Origin of the sequence: Actinomyces polynesiensis, from assembly GCF_000820725.1 — a bacterium.
In the GTDB taxonomy this organism is placed as follows: Bacteria; Actinomycetota; Actinomycetes; order Actinomycetales; family Actinomycetaceae; genus Pauljensenia; species Pauljensenia polynesiensis.
This window is the reverse complement of the sequence record NZ_CCXH01000231.1, coordinates 1-23430: the sequence shown is the minus strand read 5'-3', so window position 1 is coordinate 23430 and position 23430 is coordinate 1. Positions and strand designations below refer to the sequence as shown.

The 23430-nt window shown below is 70.5% G+C and carries 18 protein-coding genes; 7 read left to right on the top strand and 11 right to left on the bottom strand.

Annotation, left to right across the window (positions count from 1 at the left end; all coding sequences use genetic code 11):
* A partial coding sequence (locus TA90_RS09920) for a hypothetical protein (protein WP_043536086.1) occupies positions 1-700 on the top strand: 700 nt, incomplete at its 5' end.
* A gap of 21 nt (positions 701-721) precedes the next feature.
* Here TA90_RS09920 and TA90_RS09915 read toward each other — a convergent pair.
* Complete coding sequence (locus tag TA90_RS09915; RefSeq protein ID WP_043536076.1) at positions 722-1939, bottom strand: ABC transporter ATP-binding protein; 1218 nt, start codon at positions 1937-1939, stop codon at positions 722-724.
* A complete protein-coding gene (locus TA90_RS09910) occupies positions 1939-2850 on the bottom strand; it encodes an ABC transporter permease (protein ID WP_043536074.1) in 912 nt (303 codons plus the stop codon). Before TA90_RS09910 ends, TA90_RS09915 begins: the two co-directional genes overlap by 1 nt.
* Before the next feature lie 161 nt (positions 2851-3011).
* Here TA90_RS09910 and TA90_RS09905 point away from each other — a divergent pair, with 161 nt between their 5' ends.
* Positions 3012-4460 carry a hypothetical protein gene (locus tag TA90_RS09905; protein ID WP_043536072.1) on the top strand — a complete coding sequence of 483 codons (1449 nt, stop codon included), beginning with the start codon at positions 3012-3014 and terminating at the stop codon, positions 4458-4460.
* Positions 4461-4505: 45 nt separating this feature from the next.
* Entirely contained in the window at positions 4506-7034 is a 2529-nt protein-coding gene (locus tag TA90_RS09900) for a glycosyltransferase (RefSeq protein WP_052450743.1), read from the top strand.
* Positions 7035-7074: 40 nt separating this feature from the next.
* Here the strand turns inward: TA90_RS09900 and TA90_RS09895 are convergent, their stop codons facing one another.
* The 6 genes from TA90_RS09895 to TA90_RS09870 form a co-directional block, all read right to left on the bottom strand.
* Positions 7075-8043, bottom strand: a complete 969-nt coding sequence (locus TA90_RS09895; RefSeq protein WP_043536084.1) for a glycosyltransferase family 2 protein — start codon at positions 8041-8043, stop codon at positions 7075-7077.
* The gene (locus tag TA90_RS09890) at positions 8040-9146 is read right to left on the bottom strand and encodes a glycosyltransferase family 4 protein (protein WP_043536082.1); all 1107 of its coding nucleotides are present in this window, start codon (positions 9144-9146) and stop codon (positions 8040-8042) included. Before TA90_RS09890 ends, TA90_RS09895 begins: the two co-directional genes overlap by 4 nt.
* Before the next feature lie 105 nt (positions 9147-9251).
* Entirely contained in the window at positions 9252-10388 is a 1137-nt protein-coding gene (locus tag TA90_RS09885; protein ID WP_043536071.1) for a glycosyltransferase family 4 protein, read from the bottom strand.
* A 10-nt stretch (positions 10389-10398) separates the two neighbouring features.
* On the bottom strand, positions 10399-11265 hold the full coding sequence (rfbA, locus tag TA90_RS09880) for a glucose-1-phosphate thymidylyltransferase RfbA (protein WP_043536069.1): 867 nt from the start codon (positions 11263-11265) through the stop codon (positions 10399-10401).
* Positions 11266-11395: 130 nt separating this feature from the next.
* Positions 11396-12688: a nucleotide sugar dehydrogenase gene (locus TA90_RS09875; RefSeq protein WP_043536080.1), complete on the bottom strand. Its 1293-nt coding sequence runs from the start codon at positions 12686-12688 to the stop codon at positions 11396-11398.
* A 93-nt stretch (positions 12689-12781) separates the two neighbouring features.
* The gene (locus TA90_RS09870) at positions 12782-14923 is read right to left on the bottom strand and encodes a DUF6541 family protein (protein ID WP_147513453.1); all 2142 of its coding nucleotides are present in this window, start codon (positions 14921-14923) and stop codon (positions 12782-12784) included.
* A 123-nt stretch (positions 14924-15046) separates the two neighbouring features.
* On the opposite strand from TA90_RS09870, the gene TA90_RS09865 reads away from it, so the two are divergent.
* Entirely contained in the window at positions 15047-16273 is a 1227-nt protein-coding gene (locus TA90_RS09865) for a glycosyltransferase (protein WP_231550719.1), read from the top strand.
* Positions 16270-17334 (top strand): non-hydrolyzing UDP-N-acetylglucosamine 2-epimerase, encoded by a 1065-nt coding sequence (gene wecB / locus TA90_RS09860; protein ID WP_043536066.1) that lies wholly within the window; start codon positions 16270-16272, stop codon positions 17332-17334. The genes TA90_RS09865 and wecB overlap by 4 nt, the downstream gene beginning before the upstream one ends.
* A gap of 24 nt (positions 17335-17358) precedes the next feature.
* On the opposite strand, the gene TA90_RS09855 is transcribed toward wecB, so the two are convergent.
* Positions 17359-18630 carry a glycosyltransferase family 4 protein gene (locus TA90_RS09855; RefSeq protein ID WP_043536078.1) on the bottom strand — a complete coding sequence of 424 codons (1272 nt, stop codon included), beginning with the start codon at positions 18628-18630 and terminating at the stop codon, positions 17359-17361.
* Between the two features lie 121 nt (positions 18631-18751).
* Between TA90_RS09855 and TA90_RS09850 the strand changes: the two genes are divergently transcribed.
* Positions 18752-20077 carry a lipopolysaccharide biosynthesis protein gene (locus TA90_RS09850; protein ID WP_052450741.1) on the top strand — a complete coding sequence of 442 codons (1326 nt, stop codon included), beginning with the start codon at positions 18752-18754 and terminating at the stop codon, positions 20075-20077.
* The gene (locus TA90_RS09845) at positions 20074-21282 is read left to right on the top strand and encodes a glycosyltransferase (protein ID WP_043536064.1); all 1209 of its coding nucleotides are present in this window, start codon (positions 20074-20076) and stop codon (positions 21280-21282) included. The genes TA90_RS09850 and TA90_RS09845 overlap by 4 nt, the downstream gene beginning before the upstream one ends.
* A 33-nt stretch (positions 21283-21315) precedes the next feature.
* Here the strand turns inward: TA90_RS09845 and TA90_RS09840 are convergent, their stop codons facing one another.
* Together TA90_RS09840 and TA90_RS09835 are read right to left on the bottom strand one after the other, a co-directional pair.
* Positions 21316-22302, bottom strand: coding sequence for a Gfo/Idh/MocA family protein (locus tag TA90_RS09840; protein WP_043536062.1), 987 nt, complete (start codon positions 22300-22302; stop codon positions 21316-21318).
* A 1-nt stretch (position 22303) separates the two neighbouring features.
* Positions 22304-23407 (bottom strand): DegT/DnrJ/EryC1/StrS family aminotransferase, encoded by a 1104-nt coding sequence (locus TA90_RS09835; RefSeq protein ID WP_043536061.1) that lies wholly within the window; start codon positions 23405-23407, stop codon positions 22304-22306.
* Positions 23408-23430: the final 23 nt, after the last annotated feature.

The window sequence follows — 23430 nt, the reverse complement described above, 5'->3', positions numbered from 1 at the left end:
GGTCGCAGGGTTCGTGGCGGGTGACATCATCTCCGACGCAGTGATGTTCGCACCGTCCACCATGACCGTCAGCCAGGTCCAGACCTTCCTCAACAGTGCGGCGAGCACCTGCACCAAGGGGACCGACGGCACGGCCTGCCTCAAGGACTACAGGACCACCAGCAGGACGATGACCTACCCCTACTGCTCCACATACGCGGCCGCCACGAACGAGACCGCGGCGCAGGTCATCTCGAAGGCCTCCACCGCATGCGGGATCAACCCCCGGGTACTCATCACCATGCTCCAGAAGGAGCAGGGTCTCGTCACTGCCACCGGATCGGCCCTGACGGCCGCGAAGTACGAGAAGGCCATGGGACTCCAGTGCCCTGACTCATCCGCCTGCGACCCTGCGCACGCGGGCTTCGCGCCGCAGGTCTACGGCGCTGCCTCGCGGCTGGTGCAGTACGGTGAACAACCGCAGTCCTTCACGTACAGGGCCGGCCAGACCGTCAGGATCCCCTACAGCACGGTGGCATCCTGCGGCGGCGCGAACGTCACGATCGCCAATCGTGCGACGGCTGCGCTCTACAACTACACGCCCTACCAGCCGAACGCTGCGGCCCTCGCGAACCTCTACGGCACCGGGGACTCCTGCTCGACCTACGGGAACAGGAACTTCTGGAGGTTGTTCAGGGACTGGTTCGGGTCGACGCACTGACGGATCCCTACGGCACTGCTCTCAGTGCCCGGTGACCTCGATGCTCGGTTCGACATAGACGGCGCCCACGCTGTGACCTGCCGTGCGCACCGAGAACCGTCCCGCATCGCGCACGCGGTGGATCTCCTCGAGATTCCCATCGAGCAGCGACACGCTCACCGTGTAGTCCCCTGCGCCGAGTGCCAACTCGGGCAGGGTGATCTCGAAGGTCCCCTTGCCGTTGACGACCGGCAACTGGGCGCGCAGCATCGACGTGTCGGTCCCCAGGACGGCACTGCCCAACACCGTCGAGACCGTCAGGGAGATCCCCCAGCCGATCAGGGCTGGGCGGGCCGAGATCTCACCCCGCACCACCAGGGAACTTCCCGGAGCGATGACCGGGCCCCAGGCGACCTCGGGATCGCGCACCGGGCCGATCAGGTCCACCGAGGTGATCTTCTGGTCGGCCGGCACGACACGCGGTGCCTCGCCCCTGCGCTCCGCCTCCGCGGCGTCATCGGCCTCGATCCTGACCTCGTAGTCGTGCCGAAGTCGTCCCAGTACCTCTTCGGTGGACCCGTCGACCACGACACGCCCGTGCTCCAGCATCACGGCTCGGTCGCAGACCTCCTGGACCTGGGCTGCGGAGTGGGACACCAGGATGATCGTGCGTCCCTGTTCCTGGAACTCCCGGATCTTCTCCATGCACTTGTGCTGGAACGGCTCGTCGCCGACCGCCAACACCTCGTCCACCAGAAGGATGTCCGGGTCGACATGGACCGCGACCGCGAACGCAAGACGGACGTACATCCCCGAGGAGTAGAACTTGACCTGGGTGTCGATGAACTCACCGATCCCCGAGAACTCGACGATCTCGGCGAAGTGACGCTCGGTCTCCTGCTCGCTGAGCCCGAGGATCGCGGCGTTGAGGTAGACGTTCTCACGACCGGTGAGGTCGGGGTGGAACCCCGCGCCGAGCTCGAGCAACGCGGCGATCCTTCCCCTGAGCATGACCGTGCCGTCATTGGGGGTCAGAATGCCGCCGATGATCTTGAGGAGGGTCGACTTCCCGGATCCATTGGCCCCGACCAGGCCGATCGTCTCCCCCGCCCGGATCTCGAGGTTGACGTCACGCAGGGCCCAGAAGTCCTCGCGGTGCTCACGGGAGGTGCGTGCATTGACGACACGTTCCTTGAGGGACTTGTCCTTGTGGACCACGAACCGCTTCGACACGGCCTGCACATCGACGACTGTGGTCATCAGAGCTCCTGGGCGAAGTCACGCTGCATCACGGCGAAGATCCTCTGGCCGACTCCGAGGGCGATGCAACCCACGACCAGTGCCATGAACAGCCGCATCACGAAGTGCGTGGGCATCGGCTCCCCGAAACCCGCCGTCCATATCGCCTGCTGGAAGCCCAGGACCGCCAGCGTGACCGGGTTGCACAGGTACAGCTCCTGGACGAGGTGACCGACATGGCCTGCCACCATCTCCCAGGAGTAGACGATCGGGGACGCCCACATGCCCACCAGCAGTGCCACCTCCACCAGGTACTGGATGTCACGCAGGTAGACGTTCGCCGCCGAGAGCACGAGACCCAGGGCAGTGGACCACACGATGATGACGGCCAAGGAGACCGGCAGGTACAGAAGTCGGAGGGTGAAGAGCTGGTGCCCGTTCCCCACAGCCGCGACGATCGCCGCGATGATGAGGATGACGAACTGCATGAGGAAGTTGAAGAGGGATGCCCCGATGGCCGCCAACGGGAAGATCTCACGGGGCAGCTGGATCTTCTTGATGATCCCGGAGTTGCCGACGACTGATCCCGTCGTCGAGGCCAGGCACTCCGAGACCAGTTGCCACACCGTCAGACCGGTGAACACGTAGATGGCGAAGTCCGTGATGCCCCGTTCCGCTCCCAGGACCTTGCCGATCACGAGGTAGTAGATCAACAGGCTCACGAGTGGACGCACGAGGCTCCACACGATCCCGAGCACCGAGTCCTTGTACCGCGCCCGGATCTCCCGCTTCACGAGCCTGTTCAGCAGGTCCCGGCGCTCCCAGATCTGGATGAGTGACGCCCGGGTACCCCTGAAGAAATGAGCAGGTGGGGTGGCAGGCCGCATCGGCTCCTGGGCGAGGCGCAGCTCCCGTTCCTCGGCTGGCGTCACTCTCGGTCCTCCCTGCCCTCAGCGACGCATCCGGAGCGTCACGGTCGTGGACACTCTACAGCGGGGGATGGCACCCACAGTCGAACCGACGACACGTCCTGCGAAGGGGCGGCGATCTCCTCGACGCTACGATAGGCGTGCCCCAGAACGGAAGGACCCCCATGGCCTCCACGGAGTACACCGCGGTCAAGCACCTCGGACGAGGAGTCTCTGCACTCACCGCACTCGGTCGACCGCCGAGGATCCCGACCGAGAGACTCCACCGCGACGCCGCGCGGATCGAGCACGGTTCCGTCAGGGCGATCGCGTACACACCCGGGGGCGACGGCCGCACGGTCCTCGCCGTCCCGACCGAGACCGTTCTCCTGCGGACGAACGATGTCGAGCGCCTGGGGACCGAACTCCTCACCGACATCGGGGGGGTCCACCGGTTCCAGGATCCGATGACGGCCCTCCTCGACGCCCAGTGGCGTCTGTCATTGTTGGGCTGTGACGTCGTCGCGGAGGACGGACCCGCGCCGACCGGCTGGGAGACAGACGACGACGCGACTCGCGTCACTCGGATCAAGGGCCTCCTGACGATGCTGGACACCAATCTGGGCATGCCGTTGAGGGGCCAGTTGCTCACCCTCGCGCAGTTGCTAGCGGTCTCGCTCCCGCTCGCCACCTCCTCGACCGACACGACGGCACTCGACCTCCAACGGTCGCCGGGCGGCGACGACATCGGCACCATCGACGTCCCGACTGCTGGGCTCACCGGGGCCTACGCCGTCGACGGCGCACTGGACGACCTGGCCGACACCACGGGCGTCCGCCGCTACGTCCAGGACATCCGTCGTGTCCCCGACCGCGCACTGCTGCCCCTGATCCGCCAGTCCCTCCCCGACCTCCTGTCCGCGACCGGTGCGGACCCGGCGGCACTGGGGAGCATGGTCGACCTGCTCGACCTGGACCGGGTCCTCGACGAGCCGATGCACGTGCTGCTCGTCGCCCCGGAGTCGGGACCGGACCACAGGCGATGCACGGAGGCCGCCGACAGGCTCGCTGACCGTGCCCGTGTCAGGATCACGGCCGTTCCCTCGGAGGTGACGACCGAGGACGGTGAGGTCGTGCCCGGATGGATCCAGCAGCAGACCTCTTGGGCGGACGTCATCGTGTTGGTGGCCACCACCCTCGACGACGCACCCGGCGCCTGGTTCTCGGCGGTCCCGCTCGTCGCCGACCTGTCGGGCATCGACGTCGCCGCGTGGCTGATGACCGGGCCGCGCACCAAGTACCGGGCCCAAGCGCTGGACGAGCTGATGCGGCGCGCCGACCTCGTCCTCGCAGCCGACCCGGTGCAGCGTGACATCCTCCTGGGTGCCCTGGCAGGGACCGAGAGGGTCAACGCGGCAGTCTACGACGATGATCCGTCACTGGGTTCCCTGGTCACCGTGGACCCCGACGGGGACCTCCTCACCTCGTTCTGCCTCCACCCCGTCAGGGCAGCCGACGTGGCCGAGGACGAGACCGCTCCGCGCCCCCCAGGCCGAACGACCTGGTCCTGGCACTGCGCTACCTCAAGGAGGGCGGGATCAGGAACGTCGCCGAGAAGGCTGCCGGGCGTCTGAGGCGTCAGAGACAGGAAGCACACGAAGCGGAAGCCGAGGCCTGACATGGATGAGCACACACTCCCCGAGAGCGCACACCTCACGCCCGGCCCGCACACCGTCCGACCGGGCGTCGTGTCCGTCATCCTCGTGAATTACAGGGGCGCAGAGGACACCATCGCATGTCTGCGCCATCTCCAGGAGACCAACTGGCCCCAGGACGCCCTCGAGCTCATCGTGGTCGAGAACGACTCGGGTGACGGCTCCCTGGAACTGATCAGCGAGGCAGTACCTGAGGCACGCGTCATCCCGTCGGGCTCCAACCTCGGGTTCGCCGGGGGCTGCAACTTCGGCGTCGACCAGGCCACGGGTGAGTTCGTCGGCTTCATCAACAACGATGCGCGTCCGGACCGGGAGTGGGTCTCGGCAGCCGTCGCGGCCATGCGTGCCGACCCGGGCATCGGCGCCGTCGCCTCGAAGGTCCTCGACTGGGACGGCAAGTTCGTCGACTACGTCGACGGTTCCCTCACGTGGTTCGGCATGGGCTACAAGAGGGAGGCCGAATGGATCGACGACGGCTCCTACGAGCAGGAGAAGGACGTCCTCTTCGGCACGGGTGCTGCCATGTTCATGCCCGCGGGTCTCTTCCGCGAGGTCGGCGGCTTCGACGAACGCTTCTTCATGTTCTACGAGGACGTGGACCTGGGGTGGAGGCTCAACCTCCTGGGATGGCGCGTGCGCTACGTCCCAGGCTCGATCGCCTACCACCGTCACCACGTGACGATGAAGAAGTTCGGGAACTACCGGGAGTCCTACCTCCTGGAGCGCAATGCCCTGCTCTCGATGTTCAAGAACTACGACGACGAGACCCTGGCCCGCGCGCTGCCAGCGGCGATCTCACTGGCCATCCGCCGGGGCACGGCCCGCGCGGACGTCGACACCTCCGCGGACGAGCTCGACGGTTCGGCATCGTCCTCCATCACGCTCCCGAAGATGGGGCTGACCGGTGTCCACGCAGTCGACTACCTCGTCGAGCAGCTGCCGAGCCTGGCACAGACACGCTCCCGGCTGCAGACCGCACGGAAACGGTCCGACAAGGAACTCTTCCCCCTCTTCAGGCACGCCATCGAACCCGCCTACCCCGTCGAGCACTACCTGGCGGGGCACCGCGACCTCGTGAAGGCCTGGGGCATCGAGGAGTGGTTCGTCTCCCAGACCCGCGTGCTCGTGGTCACCGGCGAGCCGATCTCCCCCAAGCTCGCGGGCCCCGCCATCCGTGCCTGGGAGATGGCTGCGGCACTGTCCGCCGACCACCCCGTCCGCCTCCTCTCCACCGAGGGAGTCTCCGGCGTCTCCGACGACAGGTTCGAGCTGGTCCACGCCCAGGGCGACGACCTGCGGGCGCACACCGACTGGGCGGACGTCATCGTCTTCCAGGGGTTCCTCCTGGAAGGGGCGCCCTGGCTGGTCGACTCGGACAAGATCCTCGTCGCCGACATCTACGACCCGATGCACCTCGAACAGCTCGAACAGGCGAAGGACCTCGGACCCGAGGGACGCCGGGAGGCGATCTCCTCGGTGACGGAGGTCCTCAACCGCCAGCTGGCGCGCGCGGACTTCTTCCTCTGCGCCTCGGAGAAGCAACGCGACTTCTGGCTGGGCCAGCTGGCAGGCCTGGGCCGCATCAACCCCCTGACGGTCGGTTCGGGCGAGGGACTGGACTCCTTGGTCGCCATCGTCCCCTTCGGGGTCCAGGACGACGAGCCGGTCCAGCACAGGCACGGCATCCGCGGGACCGTCCCCGGCATCGGGCCGGACGACAAGGTCGTCATCTGGGGTGGTGGCGTCTACAACTGGTTCGATCCCCTGACCCTGGTCCGCGCCATCGCGAAGCTCTCGCAGACACACCCGGACGTGCGCCTGTACTTCATGGGCATGAAGCACCCGAATCCCGGGGTGCCCGACATGCGCATTGCCTGGGAGACGAAGCAGCTGTCCCAGGAGCTCGGACTCACCGGGACCCATGTGTTCTTCAACTCCGGATGGGTGCCCTACGCCCAGAGGGCCGACGTCCTCATGGACGCCGACGTGGGTGTGTCGACGCACTTCGAGCACGTCGAGACGGAGTTCTCCTTCCGCACCCGGATCCTCGACTACCTCTGGACGGACCTGCCCATCGTGGCGACGACAGGGGACTCCTTCGGCAACGTGCTGGACGCGGAGGGGATCGGCCGGGGCGTGCCACCCCAGGACGTCGACGCACTCGCGGGAGCGCTGGAGGAGATGCTCTACGACGAGGAGGCCGCTGCCCGGGCACGCGCCAATGTCGCCCGCTACGCCGAGAGGTTCAGGTGGGCCAAGGTCCTCCAGCCGCTCCTGGAGTTCGCGGCCACTCCGCACCGGGCACGTGACCTGGTCCTGGCCGGTCCTCCGTCCACGGGGACCGGCATCCGTGCACACGCCTATCCGCCCACTCCCCCGAGCATCCGTGGGGACCTCAGACTCGTCAGGGAGTACATGCAGGCGGGCGGGCCCTCGGAGGTCTACCGCCGGGCCAGGGGCCGGATCAGGCGGAAGCTCGGTCGGCAGCGCTGAGTCGCGAGCCTGTCGTCGCCCTGGACTGCTGCGTCAGAGATCAGGCCCGGTGACCGCGACGACCACCACGTCGCAGGCGCCGCTCCCGGCAGGCCCCGGGCAGACGCCCCACGGCCTCGACGAGTCCGCGGGACACCCAATCCCTGTCGGGTCCGTGGACCGTCCGGACCGCCGTGCGGAGGATCGCCCGGACCACCATCGGGAAGGGCCCGTGGAGTGCCGCGACGACGATCCTGTTGCGCGCGTTCATCGTGATGAACATCGGCGACGTGGTGCCCGACGAGGCCGCATGGTCGTGCCGGGTCCGGGCCCCCGCCACGTAGCGGATGTCCCACCCCGCCTCCCGCAGCCGCCAGGAGAGGTCCGTGTCCTCGTAGTACATGAAGAGGTCCTCACGGAAGGGACCGACCTGCTCCCAGGCCGTGCGCCGGATCGCGCAGGCACCACCGCAGAGGCCGAACACCTCCGACGGGGCATCCGCCGAGTCGGCGGGCGCGAGCCAGTCCCGGTCGTACCCGTTCCCGCTGCGGTCGACCACGTTCCCGGTGGAGTTGACGAGGGTGGTGCCGCCCTCGTCCACACGCCTCCACCTGCTGCCGTCACGACCCACCAGCGCGTCCCCGTCGGCGGGCACGGCCCTGACCCAGCCACCGGAGAGCAGGATGCGCGCGGTCGTCGCGCCGACACGCGTCCCGTCGGGCGCCCCGAGGGGTGCGAGCAGCGACTCGAGGAAGGCGTCCTCGGCCACGGCGTCATTGTTCAGCAGGACGAGGGCGTCCTCGGTCATGCCGGCCGCCCCGGCGTTCACCCCCGCGCCGAAGCCCCGGTTGTCCGGCAAGGCGACCACCTCGAAGCCGGCATCACGCAGCGTCGCGGCAGACCCGTCCCCCGAACCGTTGTCCACCAGCACGATCCTGTCCCCCTCGCGCAGTTGCGGGGAGACCGAACGCGCTGCCCTCAGGGTGAGGTCGGGTCGCCTCCAGTTGACGATGACGACGCGGGCCCTCACGGGACCAGCTCCCCGTAGGCCCGGGCGTGCGCCCTCGCGCACCTCGCCCACGTGAACTCCTGTGCGCGTACCGGACCCGCCGCGGCCAGCTCGTCGTGCCGGGCACCGCCCGCCTCCAGGATCCCGGCGGCCACCTCCGTCACCGACGCCGGATCGATGAGGACGGCACCGGGACCGGTGACCTCCTCCATGGAGGTCCCCCTGGAGGTCACCACGGGGACGCCGCGGGCCATCGCCTCCAGCACCGGCAGACCGAAACCCTCCCAGGAGGAGGGGAAGCAGAAGACGCGTGCCCCTGCGTATGCCGCATCGAGATCTTGGTCCTCCAGCCGCCCCAGCACGTGGACCCGTCCGGCCGGGAGCGTGGCGAGCAGTGCCCGCTCTGCGGTGTCGTCCCCCCAACCCTCGGGTCCGACGAGGACCAGGTCGAGGTCGGAGTGCCGGCTGACCTCCCGGTACGCCTCCAGGAGCGTGGGGAGGTTCTTCCGGGGCTCCCGGGTGCCGACCCACAGGATGTACGGTCGCGGCAGGCCACGCGCCTCCCGGAAGGTCTCCACGGCCCCGGCAGTGACGGGAGCGGTTCTCACCCCGTGGGGGATGACGCGGATCCGTTCGGAGTCGATCCCCGCCGACTCGCAGTCCTGCGCCGTGGCCCGCGAGGGAACGATGACCAGGTCCGCCCGTCGGCGGGTGGTCTCCAGTGCGCGCGTGAAGTAGTCGACCCCGTGCGGGGTGAAGTGTCCGGGGTCCCGCAGGAACGCCGTGTCGTGCACGGTGACCACGAGGGGACGGTTGGTCGGGGGGATGGCCCAGGTCGTCGCGTGGACCACCTGCGCCCGCGGTGCCAGTGGGTCGACGCTCGGCCAGTGCAGACGGTCCCAGGTGGCGTAGAGCGCACGCCGGGGGAGGCGGGAGTGCACGACCGGCATGTCCAGACCGACCGCCCGGTCGTCCGGGGACCCGCCGCCCCTGCGTGCTGCGATGCCGACGGGGTGCACGCCCACGCGCGGCAGCTCCCGCGCGAGTTCCACGATGTAGCGTCCGGACCCCCCGGGGACCGGTTGCCACAGCTGTTCGACGACGAGTGCCGCCCGGATGTCCATGGCACCACCATAGGGCGGTGGCACGACCTCACCCGTGTGCACGTGGTCCTCCCGGCTGCTGTCGGCCCGTGGGGGCGGGTCGCGGTGCAGTGGTGAGCGCACCGCTCACGAGGCGCCGCGCCGGTGTGCCAGCGCGTACTCGTAGGCCTCGACGTGGGAGAGCGCCGACCGACGCCACGTGAACAGTCCGGCCCGCGCGACGGCGGCTCTGCCCAGCGCCGCCCTCCTGGCGGGGTCCGCGAGCAGCGTGACCAGTGCCTTTGCGATTGAGTGGGCGTCCGTCCCGCAGTACTCGACGGCGTCACCACCCACCTCCGGCAGCGCGGTCAGCCGCGTCGTGAGGACCGCGGCCCCACAGCTCATGGCCTCCAGCACGGGCAGACCGAAGCCCTCCCCGATCGAGGGGTAGGCGAGGACCTCACTTCCCGAGAGGAATCCCGGGAGGTCCGCAAGGGGCAGGTACCCGGGGCGGACCAGGGTGAGTCCGTCGGGCACGGCCGCGATAGCCGGGTCTATGTTCTCGTCCCACCCCTTCCCGCCGGCGAGCACGAGGGCGGGGGGGTCCTCCAGCCCGGCGCAGGCCTCGATCCAGCCGCGCACCAGGTTGGGGACGTTCTTGCGGGGCTCCAGGGTCCCCAGGAAACCGATGTAGCGCTTCCCCCCCAGACCGAGGGAGGCGGCCACACGGGCCCGCTCCTCGTCGTCCACCGGGTGGAAGACCTCGCGGTCCACCCCGTGGTAGGCCACGTGGAACCGTCCGACCTCTCCCCCGACGTAGTGGATCGTCTCGTCGCGCGTCGCGAGCGAGGGCACGACCAGCGCATCGGCCTTCCGCACGGCCCGGGAGATCGCACGGGTGAAGAACTGCCGCTTCACCAGCGAGTGTGCCTCCGGGTTGGAGAAGAATGTCGCGTCGTGGAGCGTGACCGCCCTCGCCGCGTGGCAGCGTTCGGGGAACGTGTAGTGGGGCGAGTGCAGCACGTCGGGCCGCACACGGTCCACCAGTCCTGGCAGTCCCACCTGCTCCCATGCCATCCGCACGGCGCGGTTGCGCAGCGCCCGGTCCACCGTCACGACCTCGGCAGCCGGAACCGTCGAGGCGAAGTGGGCGGCGTCGCGGGGCTGGACGGCCATCACCAGGTCCACCCCGACGTCGACCAGCTCGGGGACGAGGTCGTCGACGTAGCGGCCCACCCCGCCGAGGTCGGCGGGGATCATCGTCGCGTCGAGGAGGACCTTCACGACCCGGTCCTCACTCCTCGCCCAACAGCTCGAGCAGGTAGGTCCCGTACCCGGACTTCACGAGCGGCTCGGCACGCTCGCGCAGGCCGTCGTCGTCGATGAACCCCATCCGCCACGCGACCTCCTCCGGGCAGCCGACCTTGGTGCCCTGTCGCGACTCGACGGTGCGCACGAAGCTCGTGGCGTCGGCCAGGGAGTCGAAGGTGCCTGTGTCCAGCCACGCCGTGCCACGCGGGAGCACCTCGACCACGAGACGCCCGGCCTCCAGGTAGGTCCTGTTGACGTCCGTGATCTCGTACTCGCCCCGGGCGGAGGGCTTGAGGTCCCTGGCGATCCGGACCACGTCGTTGTCGTAGAAGTAGAGTCCGGGGACCGCGTAGTTGGACTTCGGCTGCAGGGGCTTCTCCTCGATGGAGAGTGCGCGGAAGTCGTCGTCGAACTCGACGACACCGTACTCGCGGGGGTTGGCCACGTGGTAGGCGAAGACGGCGCCACCCTCCGGGTCGACGTGGCGACGCAGGCGCGTGCCCATGCCGGGCCCGTAGAAGATGTTGTCCCCGAGCACCAGGGCCGCGGCATCGTCGCCGATGAAGTCGGCCCCCAGGACGAAGGCCTGTGCCAGGCCGTTCGGTTCGTGCTGGACGGTGTAGGAGATGTTGACGCCCAGCTGGGACCCGTCCCCGAGCAGGCGGTGGAAGGCGGCGGCGTCGTGGGGGGTGGTGATGATGAGGACGTCCTGGATCCCGGCGAGCATCAGGGTGCTCAGCGGGTAGTAGATCATCGGCTTGTCGTAGACCGGGACCAGCTGCTTCGATGTCCCCAGGGTGATGGGGTTGAGCCGGGTGCCCGAACCACCGGCAAGGATGATGCCCTTCATGAGTCCTCCGCGTTCTCGGTGAGCGTCGACCAGCGGCCGACAGTCCCCCATTATGCCAATGCGCCGCGCCCGGTGGCCCGGGACCGCGGACGGTCCCCCGACCAAGGGCGTGCACGTCGGTGGTGGGGACTCACTCCCCCGCCCCGATCACCATCCTCGGCGTGCCGGTCCACAGCGCCGGGTCGGTGACGCGCCGCCCGTCGAACAGCAGCCGCACTCCCGGCAGGTCGGCGGGCGTGAGCGTCCTGTACTGCGCGTGGTCCGCCTGCACGACGGCGGCCTCCACGGGCTCGCCCAGGTGGTAGGGCTCCCACGCGAATCCCTGCAGCTCGGCGTCCGTGTACATCGGGTCGTGCACGAGCACGTGGGCTCCCCGCTCCCGCAGTGCACCGACGGTGGCGAAGACCCCGGAGAAGGCCGTCTCCTTGACCCCACCGCGGTAGGCCGCCCCCAGCACCACGACCCGGAGTCCCGACAGGTCACCGAGGACCTCCGCCATCCGGGAGACGACGTAGTCGGGCATGCCCGCGTTGAAGGCACGCGCCGTGCGGACGATGGATGCATCGGGGTCAGTGGAGAGGTACAGGCGCGGGTAGACCGGGATGCAGTGCCCACCCACCGCGATCCCGGGCTGGTGGATGTGGCTGTACGGCTGGGAGTTGCAGGCCCGGATGACCCGCTCCACGTCGATGCCTGCCCGGTCGGCATAGACCGCGAACTGGTTCGCCAGTCCGATGTTCACGTCGCGGTAGGTGGTCTCGGCCAGCTTCGCCATCTCCGCGGCCTCAGCCGAGCCCATGTCCCACACGCCGTTGGGCCGGTCCAGGTCGGGGCGCTCGTCGAACTGGAGCACGCTTCGGTAGAAGTCGATGCCGGCCCGGGTCCCCTCCTCATCCAGTCCCCCGACGAGCTTCGGGTAGCGCCGCAGGTCGGAGAACACGCGGCCGGTGAGCACCCTCTCCGGGGAGAACACCAGGTGGAAGTCATGGCCCTCGCGCAGACCCGAGATCTCCTCGATCATCGGCTTCCACCGACCACGCGTGGTGCCCACCGGCAGCGTCGTCTCGTAGGACACGAGCGTCCCGGGGGTGAGGGTGCGTGCGAGCGAGGTCGTCGCGGCATCCATCCACCCGAAGTCGGGGCGGGACTCCGCGTCGACGAACAGCGGCACCACGATGACCACGGCATCGGCGCCGGGCACGGCCTCGGCGTAGTCGGTGGTCGCGTGCAGCCGACCGGCGGGCACCAGCTCGGCGAGGTGCTCCCCCAGGTGGGCCTCCCCGGGGAACGGCTCGCGCCCCTCGTTGACGAGGGCGACCGTGGTGGCGTTCGTGTCGACACCGACCACCTCGTGCCCCGATCGGGCGTACTGGACCGCCAGCGGCAGTCCGATCTTCCCCAGCGCCACGACGGCGATGCGCATGCTGCTCCCCAGGTTCAGGTCCCGGTGTGTCCCGGGCACCCACCAGTATGCCCCGTGGCGGGTGTACACCCGCGGGCGCCCGCCGCCGGGCTCTCACCCACAGGCGGTGATGCGTACCAGGCTCACGGAACCTGCCGTGGCGAGGACCTCGAAACCGCGCGTGAGGTCCACCCCGTACAGCCCCGGTGAGACCAACGCCTGGTCGGCCCCCGCATGCCAGGGATCCGCGTCGATCCAGGCGTGGTCGATGCCGTGCCGCTGCAGGATCGTGCACACCTGTGGATCGGTGGCGATCTGGGAGAAGTGGAGACGCAGGTACTCCTCGTCCGCGTTGGACTCGCGGAAGTACAACTGGGGGAACACGACCTCCCGGTCGCCCAGGACCTGCAGGTAGGCCGATCCGTTGAACGGGTCCCCCAGGACCACGGCGTCAGCGGGGAGGACCTCGGAGGCCCGCTCCGCGAGCGCTTCCGTCGCGGGGTCGAGCATGACGGAGACGAAGGGCGAGTCGAGGGAGTAGACCCTCCAGGTCAGGTCGTCGCGCAGTGGGGCCATCGCCGCACCACCGACCAGTGCGACCACCACCGAGACCGGGATGAGCAGGTCCCGGGGCTTCCTGTGCCGCGCAGTGGCCGAGGCTCCCGGACGCCTGGGAGGGAGGACGAGGTCCTTGATCGCCCGGGCCCCCTGCGCCATCACGGGGAGTTGGACGACGGCCTGCACGGCCATAGCACGGGGCGAGCTCATGTACCACAGACCCGCCAGGGGCAGCAGGGGTCCGGACCGCATCAGCGTGGTCAGTGTCAGCAGCCAGGCGCCGAACCAGGAGGCGACGAGGTACTGCCCCGCCCGCAAACGCAGGCAGCGCACCAGGCCTGCGACGGTCAGGACCGCCATGAACGCCGCCACCACCATCTGCAGGTCGGTGAGCGCGGCGGAGGCATCGCCGTCGACGATGGACCACAGCACGAACGCCTTCAAGGGGTTGTACCAGTCGGTGTTGGGCACGGTCTGGTAGGCGCCGGTCATCGTCGAGAGCTTGTCCGCCAGTCCCGGCACCGTCTGGAGGCCCAGCCACACGGCGACCACGACGGCCGCCCCCCCCGACGCCTCGCGCACGACAAGCCCTCCCCCGTGCAGGCGCACCAGACGTGTCCACCGGCGCGCGAGGACGACGACCACGGCCGGCAGACCGAGCAGCACCAAGGAGAGACCTGCGAGTGGGTGCACGAGACAGATGCCCACCAGGAGGAACACGGACAGCACCACCTGTCCGCCCGAGCGGGACAGGATCTCGCGGGCCGGCACCCCACGCCACCCGGACAGGACCGAGACACCCAGTGCGATGAGTGAGGGCAGGAGGGCCATGGCCAGGGCATTGGGCCACGCCGGGTACTTGGTGAGCAGGTAGGTCGGGAAGGCCACCACCGTCGGTGCCAGTGCCACCACGAGGGCGGGGGCACCCCGGCGCCCCGGCAGCAGCGCACCCGTCAGTGCCGCCATCCCCACGAGCCAGACCAGTGGGACCACCAGGGAGAAGACGTTCACCGTCGGGAGGATCGAGGTCGCGGAGGCGAAGGGAGCAACCAGGGCATGCCATCCCGCCGGCACCGTCGCGGGCGTCGTGTCCATGCCGAACATGCGGGTCAGCCCCCCGAAGGAGGAGGCGTCCCCGTCCCGTAGCACCAGCCACAGGGCGTTCATGTGGAAGACCGGGTCGTACTGCTGGATCGGCGAGGTCGGGGTGGAGACGGCCAGCACGGGCAGGACGGTGGCGAGCCAGGCCAGGGGGAGCACCAGGGTGAGGACACGCCCACCGCGGTCACCCCACGACGCAAGCACGCCGCCCGACGCGTGCGAGTCCTCCTCGGACGCTGTGCCACGCCGGCCGGAGGCCGTCCCATCGGCCCGACGTACCGTCGGTGACCTGCGAGGGCTCCCCCGCCAGGTCGTCCGGTCCGCGTCCCGACCGTGTCGGAGCAGGCCGGACAGGGCGCAGGCCGCGACGAAGACGCCCAGTGAGACGGCGAGTGCCCCTGCGTCCCAGCGGATCCCCGCCATCGCGCAGACCACCGCGCCGGTGCCGGCAACGGACGCGGCGACCAGTGGGCCCAACGACCATCCGCGAATCCCACGCACTCCCAGGAGGTGCACCCCTGCGGCACCCGGCACGAACAGGACCGCGACCATCACGAGGAGGCGCGGGAGAGCACCCCACCACGCCGTCATGTCCATCGCGCCTCCCTCCCCGACATTCTGCCCGATGGGGGCACGATCGACCGCACCCACACCGTCGCCGTGGGTGTCCTCGACCTGCGTGCGCGTGGGAGGTGCCCCGACCCCCCTACGATGGTTCCCATGGCGCGTCCCCCCCGGATCCTCGACATCTCCCTCTCCCCACTCCAGCGGGACGCGCGGGTCCTGCGCCAGCTCAGCGTGGTGGCCGAGTTCGGTGAGGTCACCACCGTGGGGTACGGACCGGCCACCCCCTTCTCGGCCCATCACCTCGAGGTTCCCGCGGACGCCAAGTCACTCCCCCAGACCCCCCTCGGTGTCGCCGAACTCGCGCTGCACCTGCACCGGGCCGTGGACCTCGGGGCTCCGGCCACCCGCGCCGCCCTCGCCCAGCTGGGCGGGCAGCGCTTCGACGCCGTGGTCACCAATGACGCCCGCTCCCTGCCCCTCGCGCTCGAGGCCGCCCACGGCGCACCCGTGTGGATCGACCTCCACGAGTGGGCACCGGAGGAACGCACCCACGTCACCTCCTGGCGTCTCCTGGTCGCGCCCTGGATCGACCACATCTGCCGGGAGTACCTCCCGCGCGCGGCCGCTGCGACGACCGTGGGGAACCGCATCGCGGACCTCTACGCCCAGCACTACGGCATCCGTCCCCGTCTCATGCGCAATGCCGCCCCCCTGGCGGACCTCTCCCCCACCCCGGTCGCGGAGGACGGACCGATCCGCCTGGTCCACTCCGGGGGGGCTGTCCCGGGCCGCGCGCTGGAGACGACGATCGATGCGACGATCGCTGCGGGCGACGGCTTCACGCTCGACCTCTACCTCGTTCCTGCAGCCGACGGGGGGCGCTACCTCCGCCAGCTGGGGGAACGCGCTGGGGACTCCCCGCGCATCCGGTTCCACGACCCCGTCGCCCCCGCCGACCTCCCCGCGACCCTGAACGCCCACGACGTCGGGGTGTTCTGGATCCCCCCCTTCAACACGAACGCGCGACTGACGCTGCCCAACAAGCTCTTCGACTACGTCCAGGCCCGTCTGGCCGTCGCCGTCGGCCCGACGGTGGAGATGACCGACGTGGTGGAGGGGTACGGGCTCGGGGTCGTCTCGCGGGGCTACGGGGTCGAGGAGGTCGTGGAGTCCCTCCGCTCGCTCACCCCGCAGCGGATCCGGGAGTTCAAGGCGGCCTCCGACGCCGCTGCCCCCGCCCTCAGCTTCGCGAACGAGGCCCGCGTCGCCCGGGAGATCCTCTCCGGACCGCTCGGTCTGGGTGCGGGCGCGTCCGACGAGGCCGGGACCCCGGGCGACGAGGGCGGTACCCCCGCCGCTGGGACGGCGGAGGGACGATGAGGGTCGTCTCGGTGGTCGGGGCCAGACCCCAGTTCGTCAAACTCGCGCCCATCGCCCACGCCTTCTCCCGCGCGGGCATCGACCACGTCATCGTCCACACGGGACAGCACTACGACCCGATGCTCTCCGACGTGTTCTTCGAGGAACTGGACATCCCCTCCCCCGACGTCCACCTGGGCATCGGGTCGGGGTCCCACGGTCACCAGACGGGCGCGATGATGGCCGCCCTGGACGACGTCCTACCCGGCCTGGACCCCGACTGGGTGCTCGTGTACGGGGACACGAACTCGACGCTGGCCGCCGCGGTCTGCGCGGTGAAGTCCCACCTGCGGGTGGCCCACCTGGAGGCGGGCCTGCGCTCGTTCGACCGGCGCATGCCCGAGGAGCACAACCGCGTCCTCACCGACCACGCGGCAGACCTGCTCCTCGCCCCCACCGGGGTCGCCGCGGCACACCTGGCCGAGGAGGGCCTGTCCGCCCGCACCCGGGTCGTCGGCGACGTCATGACCGACGTGCTCCTGCGGGTCCGCCGCGAGGTCGGGGGCACGCCCTCCCCTGTCGCCCGGGAACTCGGGCTGGCCGAGGGCTCCTACTCCGTGGCGACCGTCCACCGGGCGGAGAACACCGATGACCGCGAGCGCCTGGCCGCGGTGCTGGACTCACTCGCCCGGGTCGACCACCCCGTCGTCCTCATGGCACACCCGAGACTCCTCGCCAAGTGCCGCGAGCACGGCCTGGAGCCGGCCCACGGCAACCTGCTCATGCACCCGCCCTTGGGCTACCGCGAGCTCATCGCCTCGGTGCTCGGCGCACGGGGGGTCATCACCGATTCCGGGGGACTCCAGAAGGAGGCCTTCCTTCTGCGCGTCCCGGCGACCACCGTCCGCCCGTCCACCGAGTGGGTGGAGACTGTCCAACTCGGGTGGAACGTCCTGGTGGAACCGGGTCCCGCCCTCGTCGATGCGGCCTCACGCCCCCGACCCGCCGACACCGACGCCGCCCCCTACGGGGACGGGCACACCGCCGACCGGGTCGCGCAGCTGCTCCTGTCGCAGGCCTGAGCAGCCCGGTCCGGGAGCCCGCTCTCAGTCGCCGCCGGGCACGAGGGCGAGCACGGCGCGCGCCGCAGCCCGCCCGGTCGCCTCCAACGAGCGGTGCTCCTGCACCCAGGCCCTGAGCCTGCCCGGATCGCGGGGACGCGAGAGCACGTCCCGGATCGCCGCGGCCACCGAATGCGCGGAGTGCCCGGCGACGGCCCCGAGGTCGGCCGAGCGCACGTCCTCGACCACCGGTCCCACCCCTGCGAAGACCACGGGCGTCCCGCAGGCCAGCGCGGCCAGCACCTTCGTCGGGTACGCGAAGTCGTAGCCACGACCCGGCACGATGGACACGAGTGCCGCCTCGGCACGGGCCTGCCAGGTGGCGGCCTCGGCGGGCGGGACCTGACCGACGAAGTGGATGCGCGGGTCCCCCGCCGCCCGGGCCCGGATGGCGGGGATGTCGGAACCCTGGCCGACGTAGACCAGGTGCAGTTCCGGGTGCTCCGCCTCCAGCAGCCGGAAGGCGTCCACGAAGACCCCCGCGCCCTGCCACTCGGAGGCGGTGCCCGCGTAGACGAGGACGTGGCCGGGCATGGCGGCGGGTGGCGTGCCGGGTGCCGCAGCCCCGTGGGGTGTCCCTTGCCCGTCGACTGCCGCTGACGTCCCTGCGTCGTCGCTGCGCGTTGAGGGGTCAGCGTCGCACGTCGGGGAGACGGTCCCGGGCGCCGGTGGGGTGAAGACCTCCGTGTCGATGCCGTTCAGGACCACGTCGACGTGGCGTGCCCCCAGCGCCCGGACACGTTCCGCGACGCCCTCGTTCACGGCGATCACCGTGCCCGCCCCGCGCAGCGCGAAGGACTCCACCACCCGCAGGCACGCGACGACGGGGCCGGGTATGCCCGCCGAACGCGCGGCATCCGACCAGACGTCCGCCGCGTAGTAGGCGTAGGGGACACCCAGCGCACCAGCAACCAGTCGCACCACGGCTCCGGTGGTCGGTGGTGGCTCCGCCACGAGGACCGACGGCCGGCGCCTGGCGAGCAGGCGGAAGAGGAGCGGGACGTCGAAGGAGAGGTACTGGAGGTACCCGCGGATGTACCCGTCACGGCCCCGAAGGCTCGGGAAGCGCGAGACCTCCACCCCCTCCGGATCGCGGGAGGTGTCCACCCGCGGCGGCTCCGAGGTCACCACCCGGACCCGGGCACCGGCATCGCGGAGGGCCCGGGACAGCGCGTCGAGGCGGAAGGAGGCGGCCGCCGCCTCCGGCGTGAAGATGCGGGTCGCCAGGACGACACTCGGGCGTGGACGCTGGGGCACGGAGAACCTCCGGGAGGCGGTGCGGACGCCCCCAGTGTGCCCCACCTGGCCACCGGGTCGGCACACGGCACACTGCCGGGCGCGGTCCCGCGGTGCGCGGGACGGGTGCCACAATGGGCGGATGGACCTCGGCCGCAGGATGCGCTCCGTCATCGCGCGCTCACCGGTCGTCCTGGATGCGGGGACGTTGCTCTCGGGGACCGTGATCGCACAGGTCATCGTGCTGGTCCTCACCTGGTTCTCCGCGCGTCTCTTCACCCCCGATGAGAGGGGCCTCTTCGCAGCGTTCATGACACTCCCGCAGACCATCGCGGTGGTCGCGGGCCTGCGCTACGACATGGCGGTCGTCCTGCCCGAGCGTGACGCGGACGCCCGTCGACTGGTCCGCGCGGTCATCGCCCTGGCCGCCGTGGTCTCCGCGCTGACGTCCGCGGTCACCTGGGCGGCAGCACCCACGATCGCCAGGTGGATGGGGCACCCTGAACTCGAGGGATGGCTCGTCTGGTCCGGCGCGGTGGTGATGGCCACGGTCCTGGTCAATGTCATGGGCTACTGGTTCACCCGCACCCGCAGCTACCGCGTCATCTCCGTCAACCGGGTCCAGCAGGCCACCTCGGTCGAGGGCATCAAGGTGCTCTCCGGATGGGCCGGGTACGCCGGCGTGGGCGGCCAGATGCTCGGCCAGGTCCTGGGGCAGGCACTGGCTGCCGTCACCCTCCTGTTCAGGGGACGCGACGCGTGGGCTGGGTCCACCGACGGCGCCTCGGGTGCACGGCAGCTCCTGTACCGCTACCGACGCATGCCCCTGCTCAATGCGCCGAACGCGCTGGTGGACGCCTTCAGGACCAACGGGATCGTCCTGCTCATCGGCATCTCCTACTCCTCCGGCCTCCTCGGACAGTTCAGCCAGGCCTGGCTGCTCATGCAGGCACCGGTGGCCCTGGTCAACGGGGCACTCAGCCAGGTGTTCTTCCAGAAGTTCGCCACGGTCCCCCGCGGGGGCATGCGCGACCTGGTGGACAGGTCCGTGCGGGCCTCCCTGCTCGCGGGTGTGGTGCCCTTCGCCCTGCTCGCGCTCCTGGCCCCCTTCGTCTTCCCGTGGTTCCTGGGACCGAACTGGTCCGAGACCGGACTCATCGGCCAGGCGTTGGTGCCGTGGCTGTACCTGAACGTGGCGACCTCGCCGATCTCGACGGTGTTCGTCGTGGCGGAGCGTCAGGGCCTCATGCTCCTCTTCGCCGTGGTCTACGCCGCGACACCGCTGGGGCTGATCGCGTGGCTCGGAGGTGCGGGCGTCGGCATCGTGGGGACCATGTGGGCCGTCTCGGGAGCCATGGCACTGCTGCTGGCCGGACTGGTCCTCCTCACACGCTCCGTGTCCTCCGCGTGGGACGGGGGCGCCGGTGGAACCGCTGGAGTCCCGGTGGTCGAGGGAGCCGGGGAATGAGGGTCGCACTCACCAAGGGGACCCTGTGGGTGCCGCCCACATACTTCGCCGTCCAACACGCACTGGCCATGCCGGACATCGACTGGCACGTCTTCGACCTCGTCTCCGACATCCGTGATCCCGCGGTGACCCTGCCCGTCACGGATGCGGTGCCCCTCGTCCCCGGCCTGTCGCGCCGGGGACGGGAGCACCTCAAGTGGCTCGCCCTGGCCCGGATGTCCCGCGAGGTCAGCCGGTGGGACCCCGACCTCGTCCACCAGCACGCCGCGACCTGGTCCCTGCCCGCCGTGCACGCCTCGCGCCGGACGGGCATCCCCCTGGTGACCACGCTGCACGGGGGCGATGCCTACGTGCCGGTGCGGGGAAGGGCAGCGCCGCCGTCGACCGCTTCCCCGTCCACGTCGACCGCTCCTCGCGGTGGGATCGTCATCCGGGCGGGCCGCGCCTGGACCGCCCGCAACCTCCGGGCCGCCGACGAGCAGTCCCGGGTGGTCCTGGCCGTCTCACACCACCTGGCCGACATCGCCATGGCCTCGGGGGTCCCCGCCGGCAAGCTCGAGGTCCACTACCAGGGCGTCGACACGGACTTCTTCACGCCCGGGCCCTCGTCCACGGACGTCGCCCCGCACCCGGGTGGCGGGGGCGACCTGCGCACCGTCCTCTTCGTCGGCGCGCTCTCCCCCCTCAAGGGCATCCGCGAGCTGCTGGCGGCCTCCGAGGCCCTTGCCGGTACGCTCCCCCACCGTCTGCGCGTCGTCGGGGCCGGGCCCCTGGCACCGGAGGTCGAATCAGCGGCCCGGCGCCTGGACCACGTCACCCGCGTCGGCCCCCTGGGCCGGGACGCCGTCCGCGACGAGATGCGCGCCGCGGACGTCCTCGTCCTGCCCACCCGCCACGTCGCGGGCCGCGCCGAGGCCGCCGGACTCGTCCTCCTGGAGTCCCAGGCCTGCGGGACCCCGGTCATCGCCAATGCCGTGGGCGGGACCCCGGAGATGATGGTCGCCGGCGCCACCGGCCTCGCCACCGACGAGGACGACCCCACCAGCTTGCGTTCGGCCCTGCGGACGGTCCTCTCGATGCCAACGGACGAGCTGGCCGCAATGGGCGTCGCGGCCCGGTCCTGGGTGGTCTCCGAGCGCTCGCTCGCGAGGTCCGTCAGCCAACTGCGCAGTGTCTATGCGAGCGTGCGCGCGGCTCGTGGGTGATTCCTGGGGGGTGGCGCCCGGGCGGAACCCTGGTCAGAGCCTGACGACCTCGCCCGTGCGGGCGGACTCGAGGACGGCTTCGACCACGCGGAGGGTGGCCACGCCCTCGGTCATGGTGACCTGGTCGGAGCCCACCCCGAGGATCGCGTCGCGGAAGTGCTCGAGTTCGACGGCGATCGGTTCACGCTTGACCAACGCGTAGCGGGTCACGGTCCCCTCGGAGACCCCGCGGAATGCGGCGATCTGGTCCCACTGGACGGGCATCTGGCCGTTCTCGAAGAAGGTCAGGTCCCCCATCGCGGTGTCCGCCACCAGGGCACCGTGCTCACCGGTGACGATGGTCGTGCGGTCCTTGTAGGGGGTCAGCCAGTTGACCAGGTGGTTGACCAGGACACCGTTCCGCAGGCGCCCGGAGGCGACGAGCATGTCCTCGTGCGCGCGTCCGGAGCGGTAGGCGGTCTGGCCGTAGACCTGTTCGTAGGTGGAGCCCGACACCCAGGCCGTCAGGTCGATGTCGTGCGTGGCCAGGTCCTTGACCACGCCCACGTCCGATACCCGCGCCGGGAAGGGTGACTGCCTCCGGGTGACGATCTGGTGGATCGCGCCGAGCTGCCCCTCCGCGATGCGCGCCCGCATGCCGAGGAGCGCCGGGTTGCAACGTTCCACGTAGCCGACGGCCCCCACGACTCCGGCACGTTCGAAGGCGTCGGCGACACGTTGGCCGGCGGCCACGTGGACCGCCAGGGGCTTCTCGACCAGTGTGTGGATCCCCGCCTCCGCGAGGGCGAGGGCCGCCTCCTCGTGGAAGACGGTCGGCACCGCGACGATGGCCGCGTCGATGCCCGCGGCAATGAGCGACTCCACGTCGGCCAGGACCTCCAGGTCCCCGGCCACACCGAAACGGTCACCTCCCGGGTCCGCCACAGCTGCGAGCTCCAGGCCCTCGGTGGCCCGGACGTTGCGTACGTGGTGCCGGCCCATCGAGCCGATGCCCAGGACGCCCACCCTGATGTCCGCCATCTCAGGCACCTGCCTTCGCGCAGGCGTTGACGGCCTCGACGATCCGGTCCAGGTCGGACTGGCTGAGCGCCGGGTGGACCGGCAGGGAGAGGACCTCGCCGGCCGCGCGCTCTGTGGCCGGCAGGTCGAGTCCCGGCGCGTAGGGGGCCAGCGAGGGCAGACGGTGGTTGGGGATCGGGTAGTACACGCCCGACCCGACCTGCCACTCCTCCCGCAGGGCCTGCTGGAACCGGTCCCGCTCGCCCCCGCGCACCCGGATCGTGTACTGGTGGTAGACGTGCTCGGCGCCCGGGGCCACCGGGGGGACCACGACGCCCTCGAGGTGGGCGTCCAGGAACGCCGCGTTGCGACGTCGCTGCTCGGTCCATCCCCACACCTTGCCCAGCTGCACGCGCCCGATGGCGGCGTGGATGTCGGTCATGCGGTTGTTCAGTCCCACGAGTTCGTTCGCGTAGCGTCGTTCCATGCCCTGGTTGCGCAGCAGACGCACGCGGCGGGCGAGCTCGGGGTCGGAGGTGGTGACCATGCCTCCCTCACCCGAGGTCATGTTCTTCGTCGGGTACAGGCTGAAGGCGCCGAACGCCCCGAAGCCGCCCACCCGGTGCCCGTCACGCGCCGCACCGTGGGCCTGGGCGGCGTCCTCGAACAGGGCGAGGCCGTGGCGTTCCGCCACCTGGGCGATCGATGCCATGTCGGCGGGGTGCCCGTAGAGGTGGACCGGCATGACGGCCGTGGTACGCGGGGTGACGGCAGCCTCCACCGCCGCCGGGGACAGGCAGAAGGAGTCGTCCTCGATGTCGGCGAAGACGGGGGTCGCCCCGGTGACCGCCACCGAGTTGGCGGTGGCCGCGAAGGTGAAGGAGGGGACGATCACCTCGTCACCCGCCCCGATCCCGGCGGCCAGGAGCCCCAGGTGGAGGGCGGAGGTCCCGGAGTTCACGGCCACGGCCTGTGTCCCCGGCACGAGTGACCGGGCGAACTCCTCCTCGAAGGCGGCCACCTGGGCACCCTGGGCGATCATGCCCGATCGCAGGACGGCGGAGACCGCGGCGACCTCCTCCTCCCCGATGATCGGATGGGCGGCGGGGATCAGGTCACGGGTCATGCGGATTCGACTTCCTCGAGGTG